Consider the following 14,466-nt stretch of genomic DNA (forward strand, 5'->3'; position numbering starts at 1 on the left):
GTTTTCCTCACATTTTAGGTCATACATTTTAATAGTTGACATTATTTAGTATTGTTGGTTTTGGTTTACAACGAATGTATTTTTTATATTTTTTATAGGGTATAAATTTAATATATTTGTATTTGCTAACTACGTGTTGTCCATTATTTTTACTATTGCGTCGTAAACAGGGTTTTACTTTTTTGATTTTAAAAGTACCAAAATTAGGAATAGTGATTACTTTACCTAGTTGGTTAATATTTTTAATTTCTTCAATTACACAATTAAAAACTATTTCAATATCTTGAATGTTAAATTTAGTTTTATCTGATACTCTTGCAATTAATTCTTTTGCGTTCATAAAATTCAACCCTATCTGTTTGCCCATATCCTTCTAATATTATTTTATTTATAAAATGTAATCTATAAATTTTTCGTACTTTGATTGTTAATAATTTTATATATAAAAGGCATTTTACATATTTAATTTGAATAATTTTAACATTAAAAGTATTAATAATCAAAGATAAAAATTTCTTTATTATTTCAATAGTATAAGAAAGTATATGGCATCAGTCACTTAAGTTTACCAATTAATATTTTCAATCTGTAATATAATTAAAAATAATCGGAATTTTACGCTTATTGGTTAACACTTAATTCTTAATAAATAATTTAATTGTGATATTTTTAAATGTGATTTTTTCTTTACGGTTATTATATTTAAAACAAAATTCATTTAAATAAGATTGGAGTCATTTTTTTGAAACTCAATGAAATTGGCCGATAAAACCTCTTTTTAATATTGCTCAAAAACTTTCTATTGTATTTGTATGAATACCATTATAAGAAAAATATTTTTTGTGATTAACTTGTTCATATGGTAAAATTTTATTCATTTTATAATATCCACGATATTCATCAGTAAAAAGAATAGAATTGTTAATATCAACATTTTCTTTAACTATTTTCATTAAATCTTCAGATTTAATACTTTTATTTTTTGCATGAAATAATTTAACATTACCATTTCGTTCAATAATGCCAACAACACACTCTTTACTAGTTCCTCTACCACGTAATGAGTTATTTTTATTATCAACATCATTATATTTACGCGGTTTTCCACCCACATATGTTTCATCCATCTCTAATATTTTTGCTAATAATTTAATCTCATCATTAGCCATTGCCTTTCTAATTTTATGCATCATTTTTCATACAGTTGCTAAACGTAAATTTAAGTCTCTTGAAGCTTGAGATGATGATAAACTTTTTTTAGCATTAGCCATTAATACTATTAAAATAAATCACTTTTGAAGTGGTACACGTGTATGATGAAAAATAGTTTGAGCAGTTACACTAAAAGACTTATGACATTTTTTGCATTTATAACGCGACTCTTTTAAAACAGAGTTAACTTTTTCACTAAAACAAAAAAGACATTTTGGTTTGTTATTTCATCTTATTTCTTCTAAAAATTTTATACAAGATTCTTGGTTTGGAAATTTATTTATTATGTCTAAAATATTCATTTTCAATCACCTTTAATTAGATTTTATTTTACTAATATCTAATTATAGTTTTTAGAAATAATAATGTATATAAGTTATTGCCAATAAACGTAAAATTCCGAAAATAATTAATACAGAAGGAGAAATTATGAATTATAAAGTTTATTCAAAAGAAACAAAATTAGCCGTTGTTAATGAGTATTTAGTTGATAAAAAACTAAAAATACATGAAATTCAAGTCAAATATAAATTATCAACTCCAGTATTAATTTATAATTGGGTTAAGCAATATCAAATTAAAGGTGAAAATGCATTCACCAAAATTTTTAAATCCCAAACTTCTCACAGGATCGATAAGAAAGATATTGAAATTAAACTATTAAACAAAGAAATTGATAAACTTAGAAAACAAGCTTTAAAAGATGAGGTTGAAAAAGAACTTTTAAAGGAGCAATTAGCCTGTGAAAAGAAATTAACAAGGGGAAAAAATAGTAAATTATTAAAATATAAGTGTTTTTTAATAGTAGAAAAATATAAGCAAAAAGGTCATCAATTAAATAAAATTATTGTTTACATAGCTATTAGCAAAACAGCATACTATTTATGAGTAAAAAAAGGTAAAAAGCAATATCAATCAAAAATTAATGATAATTTGATACAAGCAATAAACAAAATAGTTCTCATTAAAAATGAAAAAAAGTACATTAATATCACTAGTTTTGAAAAAGTAAGATTAGAGTTAAAAATAAAAAATAAAGGTCTTAAATGCAGTAAAACAAGCATAAAACAAATATTAAAAGATAATAATATTAAATTATTATTAGAACCTAAATCAACAAATAGAGTAGTAGAAAATAGTGATTTAAAAAATAATAAAGATTTATTAAAACGTAATTTTTCAAGTAATAACTTTCTTGAAAAAGTTGGTATGGATGGCACATGATTTAAAAATATAATTATTGGTGATAAAAAAACAAAATTATTAGTTGTTTTTGCTACTGATATGTACAGTAATTCAATTGTTGGCTGAAAAATAAACAAAAGTGAAAATGCCAAAACTGTGTTAAATGTGGTTAATCAAATAGAATTAGCGAGTGCTAAACAATGTAATTTTACGACTATTCAATCAGATTTAGGTTTTGCTAATACAAGCGAAATTGTTAGTAAAGTTTTTAATACAAGTACTAATCTAATTCATTCAAAAAGTCTATCAGGTTTTAAAGGTAATCAAGTTAGTGAATGTTTAAATCGTTGAATTAAAAGAGATTTTAAAATGATGTTTGGTAGCACTTTTGAAAGTATGGAAAGTTTTAATAAAATATTAGAAAAATTTATTAGATATTGAAACAATGATAGAATAGTTATTAGATTGAAAATGCCTCCAAATCAATTTGTACAGATTTGAAGACAAGAAAGTAAACTTATCTAACCAATGCCTATTTAGGTAATTGTAATTCTTCATCTAATAAACAAACTCTTACTCATTTTTTTCATTTTTCATCATAGTATTTATAAGTGACAAGACCATTGATAGTATTTCTAGTTCTTTCTTTAATTTTAACTGGAATATATTTTTTATCTCTTTCTTTTAATATTTTCAATCTGTTTTTTCTCATTGATTTTTTATATCATCTCTAAATGATTGATACATTCTTTCAGTTGCTTCTTTTAAAGTTCATAAATAATTAAAACTCATATTTAATTCTCCTAATCTGTTTCTGCATCAATTATTAATTTTAATTTACATAAATTTAAAGTGTTAAAATATGATAAATTATATTAATAATCTATTTTGCTTTATTTTATCCACAATAATCCACATAAGAACGTAATTATGATTAAAATAATGGTACTGTGAAAAAAAGTACTTTCATATTTCCAATATAATAAACAAGTGCAATACAATTAATAGTATAGGTATCACAAAATAAACAGGTTCTTTTTTTATTGTTAACAAGATAATATTTTATTCATAATATTATTTTTATAAATTCTATTAAGTTAGTTGCTAAAGAATGATAATTAGTTAATTAATGAATTTTGCAAAAAATGAAGTTTTATAAGTAAAAATATAGTTACTCTAACTTATCAATGTTATAATTTATCAAAGGAATAATTAATATTAATTTATGAAAATTTAGATAGAAAGGTGCTATTGCCATTAATATGTTTTTTAAAAGTGTAAAATTCAAGAAGACAAATGATGATTTTGAAACAGATGATAATTCTGAATCAAAAGTTAATATAGAAGGAAAACAAGAAATAATTACACCTTTTAAACAGTATAAAAGTAAAGATAGTAAAAATCTTTTTGCTAAAAAAATGTTATTAAAAAGAAAGCAAACAAAATTAAACAGTAAGAAAAAGTTTAGTGTTCATGATTGAGGGATTGATAATACTAATTATGTTTTTATTGATTTTGAAATGGCAAATTCGAATAAAACAAGTGCTTGTCAATTAATTATGATAAAAGTAACACAAGGTAAAATTGTCAAAACTTATAGTTCGTTAATTAAACCACATCCTGAAGAATTTACTTTTTCTCATGTTCATGGAATTACAAGTGAAAGCGTATCTTTAATGTCAAACTTTAAAGAATTATGAGTAGACATCGTTACTTTTTTTACTGAAAATACTGTTGTTATTGCTCATCACGCTAACTTTAACATTAATATCTTAAGATCATTAATTAATCATTATGATTTAAAATGTCCTAATTTTTTTTACATTTGTTCAGTTAAGTTATTTAGAAGAACATATGATTATCCTAATAACCGTTTAAGTGCTCTTGCTCATAGTAATCAAATTAAATTTGATCATCATGATCCATTGGCAGATGTTACCACTTTACATAAATTAATTAATATACATTTCAGTGAACATTACCATTTAAAAACTTTATGTAATAGTCTTAATATTAAAATGAGTAGATTATTTGGTGATTCTTTATCTTAATTAATATGAGATGTATTTTTATATATAAAAATACTTTTTAAGTTTAAAGGTATTAAATCTGGTTATGGTTATATAGTAAATAAAAATTTGCAAATTTAAAAATTAACATTATAATTATACTTATGTAGGGATATTAAGATAAATTATTTAAATCAAATTGTATACAAAAGAGGTTACAGTTATGGAAAAAGAAATAGATGTTGCATATGTTTTATCACCATTGGATACAGTCACTAATGTTAATGACAAAAGTGTCTTTTCAATAAAAACACATCTTGTGCTAATAAATAAAATACTTAAAAGTAAGTAATTGCTTATTTTAAATTAGTATTAATGATTACTAGTTAAAACAGTTACTATTTTTAGGTGCCACTAATTCTTTAAATAATATTTATATCTTGTATAAAATATAACGAATTATAATCGAGAAGATTATTAACTAAAATTCAATTTTTATTTAATAAAAGTCTAAAAAGTACATGAATATTTTGCTTGTTTATGATAACATTACTAAAGAAATTAAAAATAAAATTTCTTATTTTTGATGTTATTAATTTTTGATATGTAATATTTTATGAAATGGAGGTGAAATCAATGAAATATGACTATGAAATTATTGTAATTGGTGCGGGTCATGCTGGTGTTGAAGCGGCATTATCTTCTGCACGAGCAGGTCATAAAACTGCTATTATTACTCTTGATAAAACTAAAATTGCATTAATGCCATGTAATCCTTCTATTGGTGGACCCGCCAAAGGAGTTGTGGTCCGTGAAATTGATGCACTTGGTGGAGAAATGGCTAAAGCAGCAGATGCTACTGCTTTGCAAATGAAACTATTAAATCATTCACGTGGTCCAGCAGTTTGAGCTATTCGTGCTCAATCTGATAAAATTGCTTATTCACAATATATGCAAAATGCAATAAATAAACAAGAAAATTTAACAATTTTAGAAGTTATGGTACAATCATTAATAATTGAAGAAAAAACTTCTAAAGGTGTTATTTTAGAGAATGGTGAAAAAATTACTAGTGAAATTGTGATTTTGACTACTGGTACTTATATGACAGCTTTAACTTTACAAGGTCATAATAAGAAATCAGAAGGACCAGATGGTCAAAGAACAAGTAATGGTATTTCTGAACAATTAAAAATTTTAGGCTTTAATATGATACGTTTAAAAACAGGAACACCACCTCGTATTAAAAAAAATAGTATTGATTTTGACAAAACTAATATTGAACTAGGTAGTGATTTACCTTTAGCATTTTCACATGAAACTAAAAATTTTTTACCATTAGCAAAACAATTACCTTGTTATTTGCTTTATACAAATGATAAAACTCATACCATTATTAATAATAATTTAGATAAATCACCAATGTATAATGGTGAAGCACAGGGTACTGGACCACGTTATTGTCCAAGTATTGAGGATAAAGTAGTACGTTTTGCTGATAAGCCTCGTCATCAAATTTTCTTAGAACCAGAATCACTTGCTTTGGATTCAATTTATGTCCAAGGTTTTTCAACATCAATGTCAATTGATGTGCAAGATAAAATGTTGAGAACGTTACCTGGCTTAGAAAATTGTGAAGTATTAAAATGAGCATATGCTATTGAATATGATGCTTTTAAACCAACACAATTATGACCAACATTGGAAACTAAATTAATTAAAAACTTATTTAGTGCTGGTCAAATTAATGGTACTAGTGGTTATGAAGAAGCAGCGTGTCAAGGTTTAATAGCTGGAATTAATGCACATTTAAAAATAAAAAAAGAAAAACCATTAATTTTAAAGCGTAATGAAGCATATATCGGAGTTTTAATTGATGATTTAGTAACGAAAGGAACTGTTGAACCTTATCGTTTATTAACTTCCTTAGCTGAACATCGTTTATTATTACGAAATGATAATGCTCAAACAAGATTAATTAAATATGGTTATCAAGTTGGCTTAGTTAGTGAACAACGTTGATCACAATTTAATATTCAACAAACATTAATGTCCAATATTATTGAAAAATTAAAAACTATTAAAGTTAGTCCCAATTCAGAAGTTGCTAAGTACATTATTAATAATAATTTAGGTCCAATTCCCGACAATCATATTATTGCTTATGAATTATTAAAACGCCCAGGTGTTAAATTATCAATGTTTACTCCACAGTTACCTTTAATAAAGGATTTACAATATCATGAATTAATGGAATTAGAAATTACAATTAAATATTCAGGGTATATTAATCAACAACTAAAAATGGCACAACAAACTAATAGTTTAGAAAAAAAACAAATTCCTAGTGATATTGACTATGATTTAGTAGAAAGTATTACTGGTGAAGCTAGAGAAAAATTAAAGCGTGTTAGACCATTAACAATTGGTCATGCTACAAGAATTTCTGGTGTTAGTCCTGCTGATATTCAAGTTTTATTATTTTTTTTAAAACGCAAATATCCAAATTTAAATATTTAATAAATTAGCGATTTTTTAATTAAGATCGTTAATTTTATATATTAAATATTTTTACTTGCATTTTAAACTTTAAAAAAGATTTTGATTTATGATGATCAAAGGAAATTAAACAGTAATAAAAATCATAAATATGACACAATGACACAAATTTAAGGGGTGATAAATTTATGAATAATGAAAAACAAAAAGAGTATAAGAACCTGTTTAGAATCTTTTAGAGGGCATTGGTTAGATAAGTTTACTTTCTTGTCTTCAAATCTGTACAAATTGATTTGGAGGCATTTTCAATCTAATAACTATTCTATCATTGTTTCAATATCTAACAAATTTTTCTAATATTTTATTAAAACTTTCCATACTTTCAAAAGTGCTACCAAACATCATTTTAAAATCTCTTTTAATTCAACGATTTAAACATTCACTAACTTGATTACCTTTAAAACCTGATAGACTTTTTGAATGAATTAGATTAGTACTTGTATTAAAAACTTTACTAACAATTGCTTGTATTAGCAGAACCTAAATCTGATTGAATAGTCGTAAAATTACATTGTTTAGCACTCGCTAATTCTATTTGATTAACCACATTTAACACAGTTTTGGCATTTTCACTTTTGTTTATTTTTCAGCCAACAATTGAATTACTGTACATATCAGTAGCAAAAACAACTAATAATTTTGTTTTTTTATCACCAATAATTATATTTTTAAATCATGTGCCATCCATACCAACTTTTTCAAGAAAGTTATTACTTGAAAAATTACGTTTTAATAAATCTTTATTATTTTTTAAATCACTATTTTCTACTACTCTATTTGTTGATTTAGGTTCTAATAATAATTTAATATTATTATCTTTTAATATTTGTTTTATGCTTGTTTTACTGCATTTAAGACCTTTATTTTTTATTTTTAACTCTAATCTTACTTTTTCAAAACTAGTGATATTAATGTACTTTTTTTCATTTTTAATGAGAACTATTTTGTTTATTGCTTGTATCAAATTATCATTAATTTTTGATTGATATTGCTTTTTACCTTTTTTTACTCATAAATAGTATGCTGTTTTGCTAATAGCTATGTAAACAATAATTTTATTTAATTGATGACCTTTTTGCTTATATTTTTCTACTATTAAAAAACACTTATATTTTAATAATTTACTATTTTTTCCCCTTGTTAATTTCTTTTCACAGGCTAATTGCTCCTTTAAAAGTTCTTTTTCAACCTCATCTTTTAAAGCTTGTTTTCTAAGTTTATCAATTTCTTTGTTTAATAGTTTAATTTCAATATCTTTCTTATCGATCCTGTGAGAAGTTTGGGATTTAGAAATTTTGGTGAATGCATTTTCACCTTTAATTTGATATTGGTTAACCCAATTATAAATTAATACTGGAGTTGATAATTTATATTTGACTTGAATTTCATGTATTTTTAGTTTTTTATCAACTAAATACTCATTAACAACGGCTAATTTTGTTTCTTTTGAATAAACTTTATAATTCATAATTTCTCCTTCTGTATTAATTATTTTTAATTATATTACAGATTGAAAATATTAATTGGTAAACTTAAGTGACTGATGCCTGTTAAGTTTCAAACCGTAATTAATGCAAATACTAATGAAATTTTAAATATTTTTTCTGATATTGGTAAAAATCATGATTTTAAAACTTTTAAGAATTCAAAGTTAAAGTTTTTACCAGAAACTATAATTCTTGCAGATAAAGGTTATCAAGGTTTACAAAAAATTCATGCTAATACATTTTTACCCATTAAAATTAGCAAAAATAATCCTAAAACAAATAAAACCAAAATCTTTAATAAGATTATTAATAAAACTCGTAGAAAAATTGAACATGTTTTTGCATTTTTAAAATGTTTTAAGATTATTGGTTATAAATTTAGAAAAGTCAGAAAACGAATATTTTTAAGATTTAATTTAATTGCAGGATTTTATAATTTATCATTAAAACTTAAAAACGTTATGCAGTAAGTCTATTGAAAAATTAGAATTTCAAATAAATGATTTAGAAAAAAATATAAATAAGAACGTAAATGCGACTAAAAATAAAATTAAAATTTCTTCTCATTACATTTTAGGAATAACAAAAGAAAATAACTTTGAAAATAATAACAAACCAATATTACTATTAAGAAAATTACTTGTCATAAATCCTCTTTATCTATATTCTTTATTATTTCTTTAATAAACTGTTTAATTAATTTGCAATAAATTGATTGTTTGATATTAAACTAAGATTTCTTGTATAATTATAAATAAGTATTATTAGTAGGTGGTTTTTATGTTTCGAGGTTTTCTATTATTCACTATAATTTTGCCAACAATAACTACTATTAGTAGTAGTATTTATGCTTGTACTTGGAATTTACAACCAACAGTTTTATTAATAACAAGTTATCAACAAGCACAAAATCAAAACATTTATGACCGACTTGTTTATCAAAAGTTACAAATTTTTTATGGTAAAGATCATGTAGTAACATTGTTTAGTTCTCAAGATGATAATTATTATGCATTAATGTTGAGAAACTTTTTATCTACATATAATATCAAAAAAGTTTATATTTTAAATCCTAGTTTTCAAAAGTATATTCCACATCACAGTAAAATTAGTAGTTATTCTACTAAAAACTTAATTAGAGTGTTACAACAATTTCAGAATGTTAAATTTTATTTTTTTAATAATATTATTGCTGATACTGTTAAAGTGAATAATAATATTTATGATATTAGATATAACAGTGATAACGTAACTAGTAGCCTCTTAAATTATGGCAGTAAAATCGCAGAACACTTTGTTGATAATGTTCAGAATGGAATAATAAATAAAAAATATAATTTTGATGTTGATGACAACGGTAAATTGATAGTTAGAATTGGTATTATTAATAATATTGGCATTGATTATGATCAAACTATTTTGAATCAATTTGCTGAGGTAATTAATGGTGTTGATAATCCAAAAATTACATATAAAATTATTTATGCTAATCCTCATGATAGTTTTGTAACAAGTAATATTTATAGTGCTGACAGTGTTGCGGGTGTTGGTCAGATTGTCCAATCATTATATGAAGCACATGGTGTTAATTTTATTATTAATACTAATTATTGATATAACAGTATTATTGCTTATACTGCTAGGTTAATATCTTCACGTCCAACTTATAGTAAAACCATTAGTTTTGTTGGATCTAATATTAATAATAATGATTATGTTTATGATGATATTAATTATTTAGCTTTTGGTTTTATGCCTAGTTTAGAAATTCTTGATGAGACATTTAAAGAAGAAATTAATCCTGATTTTAAAATTGTACCTAGTGCTTCAGAAAGTAAAATTAAAACTTATGGTGTTAATGACATTGATTTTACTAATCAGTATGGAGATATATAATTATGGAAAAAACAATATTGAAGTTACAAAAAATTAGTAAATATTATGATACTCGTATTATATTTGAAAATGTTAATTTAGAAATAACACAAGAAATTCATGCCATTGTTGGTAATAATAGTGTTGGTAAATCAACGTTAATTAAAATGCTTGCTGGTTTTGAACAACCTTCTAAAGGAAAAATTGTTATTAATAGTTTAAGAAAAGGATGTTATTTTCCTCGTGATCCTAGTGAAATGCTTTATTTTAGAATGGCTTATGCTGGTCAAGATGATTTTTTCTTAGACAATCTTACTGTTAAACAAAATATTATACTTGGTAATGAACCAACTATTGCCAAAATTTTTCCTAATTGAAAAGAAGCTGAATTTAAAATTAATAATTTAATGGAAAAATATAAAATTAAACTTAATTTAAATAAGAGAGTATCAACACTTGCGATTGAAGAATTAAAAAAATTATCTTTGCTTCGTGCTTTATTCAAAGAACCTAAAATATTGTTGTTAGATGAACCAACTGTTGGTTTATCTGATAGTCAAAAAGTAGAGTTTTGAATGATTTTTAAAACATTTCGTAATGAAGAAATAACAGTTCTTTTTACAACTAGAGATGAAGAATTTGCTAAGATGGTTGCTAACCGAGTATCTTGAATTGAAAACTTAAATATTGGTAAAACAAAAGTAATAAAATTAGAAGAAAATACTAAATTGTTTATAACTAATTATTGAGGTAAGATTTTTAATTATAAAAAGCCAAAATCGATAAATTCAGTACCAATGCTTTATATTGATAATCTTTCTTTGAATAAACCTAATATTTCAAATTTTCATAATATTGAATTTGCAATTCGTCCTGGTGAAATATATGGTATTTATGATTATGAAAACCTTTATAGCGAGGTTTTACTTGAAAGTATAGTACGGATGATTAAAACGCAAACAGGACGCATTTTTTTTCAAGAACAAGAAGTAACTTATTTTAAACCGCAAGAAATTAGTAATTTAGGAATTGATTGAATATCTGGACATTATAGTAATACTGCTATAATTCCCGATGCAACTTTATTTGAAAATTTTACCTTTTGAAATTATAATAAAGAAAAATATGTAACTAAATCCGGAGTTGTCAAAATACCCGTTGTTAATAAAAAAGTACGAGAAATTATTAAAAAATATCAAATATTTAATGATAATAATATTTTTATTAAAATTAATAAATTATCAAAAGGAGAAATGCAGAAATTTGTATTAGCAAGAAGTATTGAAGAGCAACCACAATTATTAATTTTATCTAATCCATTTTCTGATTTAGATGAAAATTCTTCATTATTAATTATTAAAAAGATAATAGAGTTACGCGAAAGTGGTTCAAGTATTTTAATTATTGATACTGATCCGTACTTATTACAATTATTGTGTCAACGAGTAGCAGTTATTTATCACAAACAATTTGTTTGTAAATTGGAAAATAAAAATGTTAAAGTTGAAATAATGAACAATCCAGCACTATGGAATGATTATCCTATTACAAATGAAATAATTATTAAAACTGATAAAATGTACCAATTACCACAAACAAAGTGAAGTTTGAAAAAGAAAAAATAATTAAAACAATTAATTATTTGAAAAGACCATTTGTCAAAATTACTAGTTGAATTAATAAAAAAATGGAAAATATTAAATCAAGGTTGGGTTAAAAAATGCTGGAAAATATTAAAAAATGAAATTTTTGATTAGTGGGTGCACTATTATTATTAATAACTCTATTTTTTGTTAGTTTATTAATGTTATGTTTACAAGTTAATCCATTATCATTTTGGAAAACTATTTTTATTAATCCTTTAACTAGTTTGGTAAGTTTTAGTAATTTAATTGAAACATATAGTGTATTAATATTAACAGGATTAGCAGTAGCTATTACTTTTAAGTATCGTATTTACAACTTTGGAGTTACTGGTCAAATGTTATTTAGTGCTATGGTAACATATGTATTGGCAGTAGCTATTTATAAAAGCGGTGGTTATAGTCAATTAATTACTCCTTTTCTTTTATTAATTGCAGTTTTAATTGGTGGTTTAGCGGGTTTAATTATTGCAATTTTAAAAACTTATTTTAAAATTCATGAAATTATTAGCACTATTTTGTTTAATTTTATTGCTTGAGAAGGATATAAAGGTTTAATAACTAGTAATGCTTATCATAACTTAAAAATTCCAACACAAATTACTAATCTTAGATTTTCATTAATTAGTGGACCTTTTAGTATTAGTAATTTATTTTCTGCTGGTATTATTATTGCTATTATTGTCTTATTAATCGCAATTATTATTTTTAATAATCGCACTCTTGGTTTTAAATTAAATGCAATTGCTAAAAACCCTGTTGCTGCAAAATATGCCAGATTAAATCCCCAATATCAAGGTTTGATAATTTTACCAATTTCAGGAGCGATAGCAGGAATTGCTGGTTATCTTTATTTTTTAGGAGTTAATAATAATTTACCTTCGCTTTCTGCTCCAATTCAAGAAGGATTTTATGGGATAGTAGTAGCTGCCTTAGCTGGATATACACCAGGAGTTATTTTATTTTCATCATTTTTTATGAGTTTATTTATTAGTCCTATTGAAAATAATGCTTTTATGTATTTGAAAAATCCAGAAATTGCAATAATAATATTATCAATAACAATTTACATTATTGGTATTTACCCTTTTATTTGACATTACTTAACTCATTCTGTTGCTATTAAAGAATATTTAATAAGAGTAAAAAAGAAGTTAATACGAAAAAAAGAAATAATTGAGGAAGAACAACAAAAAGTTAAAATTGTTAATATTGAATTAAAATCTTCAAAATTTTTAAAAAAAGATAAAATATTTAAAAAGAAAAGGAGAAAAAAATAATTATGATTCTCTCATTTTCAACAATTTTAGTTAATACATTATTATTTGCTTGTCCATTATTATTGTTATGTACAGGTGGAATTTTAAATACTAGATCAGGAATTGTTAATTTTGGTTTTGATGGTATTATGTGTACTGGTGCTGCCACATATTGTATAATTATTTCACAATTAAAAAATAATTTTGGTGGTGGAGTTGCAATTTTGGCATTTTTTATTACTATTATCATCGGAATTGTATTTGGTTTAATTCATAGTTTAGCAACCTTATTGTTTAGAGCAAATCAATTTTTAGTATCAATGGTTATTAATTACTTTGGTTATGGATTAGCAGTAATTTTACCATTAACATTTACTGGAGAAATAAATTATTCATTATCAAGTATTTATATTTATCAATTTTCTTGAATTGCAATTTTGGTAACCTTTTTAGCAATTTATATTTTTGCAGCTATTTTATTTTTAACTAAACTTGGATTATACATTAGAGGAATTGGTGAGAATCCAACGGCAGTAGCTTTAAATTATATTCATGTTCGTCGTTCTCGATTTTATATTTCGCTATTTTCTAGTTCCTTAGCTTGTTTTTCCGGTGCTTTATTTGTTTATGTGCTTCCAAGTACTTTTATTTATAGTAATAATTTTGCTGGTATTGGATTTTTGGCAATTGCTTTATGAATGATGGCACACAGTAGATTTTTTTTAACTTCTATTATTTGTTTTATTTTTTCTTTTTTATATCAGTATATTAATGCTTCACAAACATTTATAGTTATTAGTAATAATATTCCAAGTTGATTATGAGGCATGTTTCCATATTTAATAGCATTAGTTTCATTAATGATTTTTCGTCCTAATACAGAGTTAGTAAAAAGTTGAGCGCAACCTTATGTTAAAACAGGTAGAAAATGACAATAAAATTATATGCTAGCAATGTTTTAAATCCTTTATTAAGTTTAATAAAAATAATATTTTAAATGTTTTTAATAAATTCAGTTTTTATTTTTTGTGATAATATATTAAATAATAACTATAAAAATATAAAGATATTACAACATTTAGGTAGTTATATTATTTTAGCACCAACCACGTACTGGTAAATCTGTTCTCGCTTACTGTTTAGCCCAAAAACATAAGGGGAGTAGTGCCCTATTCCTATTAAGGTACGTAATGAATATAGTTATCATTGTTCTTATGATAATGTTTTTAAATTTAAT

13 protein-coding genes are annotated in these 14,466 nt (G+C 23.8%); 8 read left to right on the forward strand and 5 right to left on the reverse strand.

All coding sequences use genetic code 4. The features are described 5' to 3' along the window. Positions 1 to 28: 28 nt before the first annotated feature. Positions 29 to 340, reverse strand: coding sequence for an HU family DNA-binding protein (locus AAHM85_RS05230; RefSeq protein WP_342261264.1), 312 nt, complete (start codon positions 338 to 340; stop codon positions 29 to 31). A gap of 295 nt (positions 341 to 635) precedes the next feature. After that, positions 636 to 1,514, reverse strand: a complete 879-nt coding sequence (locus AAHM85_RS05235) for an IS1595 family transposase (RefSeq protein WP_342261265.1) — start codon at positions 1,512 to 1,514, stop codon at positions 636 to 638. A 127-nt stretch (positions 1,515 to 1,641) separates the two neighbouring features. On the opposite strand from AAHM85_RS05235, the gene AAHM85_RS05240 reads away from it, so the two are divergent. Further along, positions 1,642 to 2,922 carry an IS3 family transposase gene (locus tag AAHM85_RS05240; RefSeq protein ID WP_342261266.1) on the forward strand — a complete coding sequence of 427 codons (1,281 nt, stop codon included), beginning with the start codon at positions 1,642 to 1,644 and terminating at the stop codon, positions 2,920 to 2,922. Positions 2,923 to 2,929: 7 nt separating this feature from the next. Here the strand turns inward: AAHM85_RS05240 and AAHM85_RS05245 are convergent, their stop codons facing one another. Continuing rightward, on the reverse strand, positions 2,930 to 3,109 hold the full coding sequence (locus AAHM85_RS05245) for a hypothetical protein (protein WP_342261267.1): 180 nt from the start codon (positions 3,107 to 3,109) through the stop codon (positions 2,930 to 2,932). Positions 3,110 to 3,659: 550 nt separating this feature from the next. Between AAHM85_RS05245 and AAHM85_RS05250 the strand changes: the two genes are divergently transcribed. Continuing rightward, positions 3,660 to 4,448, forward strand: a complete 789-nt coding sequence (locus tag AAHM85_RS05250) for an exonuclease domain-containing protein (RefSeq protein ID WP_342261268.1) — start codon at positions 3,660 to 3,662, stop codon at positions 4,446 to 4,448. Between the two features lie 594 nt (positions 4,449 to 5,042). Further along, positions 5,043 to 6,926 carry a tRNA uridine-5-carboxymethylaminomethyl(34) synthesis enzyme MnmG gene (gene mnmG / locus AAHM85_RS05255; protein WP_342261269.1) on the forward strand — a complete coding sequence of 628 codons (1,884 nt, stop codon included), beginning with the start codon at positions 5,043 to 5,045 and terminating at the stop codon, positions 6,924 to 6,926. Positions 6,927 to 7,154: 228 nt separating this feature from the next. Here the strand turns inward: mnmG and AAHM85_RS05260 are convergent, their stop codons facing one another. After that, positions 7,155 to 7,310 carry an IS3 family transposase gene (locus tag AAHM85_RS05260; protein WP_342260555.1) on the reverse strand — a complete coding sequence of 52 codons (156 nt, stop codon included), beginning with the start codon at positions 7,308 to 7,310 and terminating at the stop codon, positions 7,155 to 7,157. Positions 7,311 to 7,419: 109 nt separating this feature from the next. Beyond that, complete coding sequence (locus AAHM85_RS05265; protein ID WP_342261270.1) at positions 7,420 to 8,433, reverse strand: hypothetical protein; 1,014 nt, start codon at positions 8,431 to 8,433, stop codon at positions 7,420 to 7,422. Positions 8,434 to 8,508: 75 nt separating this feature from the next. On the opposite strand from AAHM85_RS05265, the gene AAHM85_RS05270 reads away from it, so the two are divergent. From AAHM85_RS05270 to AAHM85_RS05290, 5 genes are all read left to right on the forward strand, one after another. Then, on the forward strand, positions 8,509 to 8,922 hold the full coding sequence (locus AAHM85_RS05270; protein WP_342261271.1) for a transposase family protein: 414 nt from the start codon (positions 8,509 to 8,511) through the stop codon (positions 8,920 to 8,922). 310 nt (positions 8,923 to 9,232) lie between these two features. After that, the gene (locus AAHM85_RS05275) at positions 9,233 to 10,348 is read left to right on the forward strand and encodes a hypothetical protein (RefSeq protein ID WP_342261272.1); all 1,116 of its coding nucleotides are present in this window, start codon (positions 9,233 to 9,235) and stop codon (positions 10,346 to 10,348) included. Between the two features lie 2 nt (positions 10,349 to 10,350). After that, the gene (locus tag AAHM85_RS05280) at positions 10,351 to 11,952 is read left to right on the forward strand and encodes an ATP-binding cassette domain-containing protein (RefSeq protein WP_342261273.1); all 1,602 of its coding nucleotides are present in this window, start codon (positions 10,351 to 10,353) and stop codon (positions 11,950 to 11,952) included. A gap of 95 nt (positions 11,953 to 12,047) precedes the next feature. Further along, a complete protein-coding gene (locus tag AAHM85_RS05285) occupies positions 12,048 to 13,250 on the forward strand; it encodes an ABC transporter permease (RefSeq protein WP_342261274.1) in 1,203 nt (400 codons plus the stop codon). 2 nt (positions 13,251 to 13,252) lie between these two features. Continuing rightward, positions 13,253 to 14,167 carry an ABC transporter permease subunit gene (locus AAHM85_RS05290; protein WP_342261275.1) on the forward strand — a complete coding sequence of 305 codons (915 nt, stop codon included), beginning with the start codon at positions 13,253 to 13,255 and terminating at the stop codon, positions 14,165 to 14,167. Positions 14,168 to 14,466 lie beyond the last annotated feature (299 nt).

Origin of the sequence: Spiroplasma endosymbiont of Notiophilus biguttatus, assembly GCF_964030985.1 — a bacterium.
Taxonomy (GTDB): Bacteria; Bacillota_I; Bacilli_A; order Mycoplasmatales; family VBWQ01; genus Spiroplasma_E; species Spiroplasma_E ixodetis_A.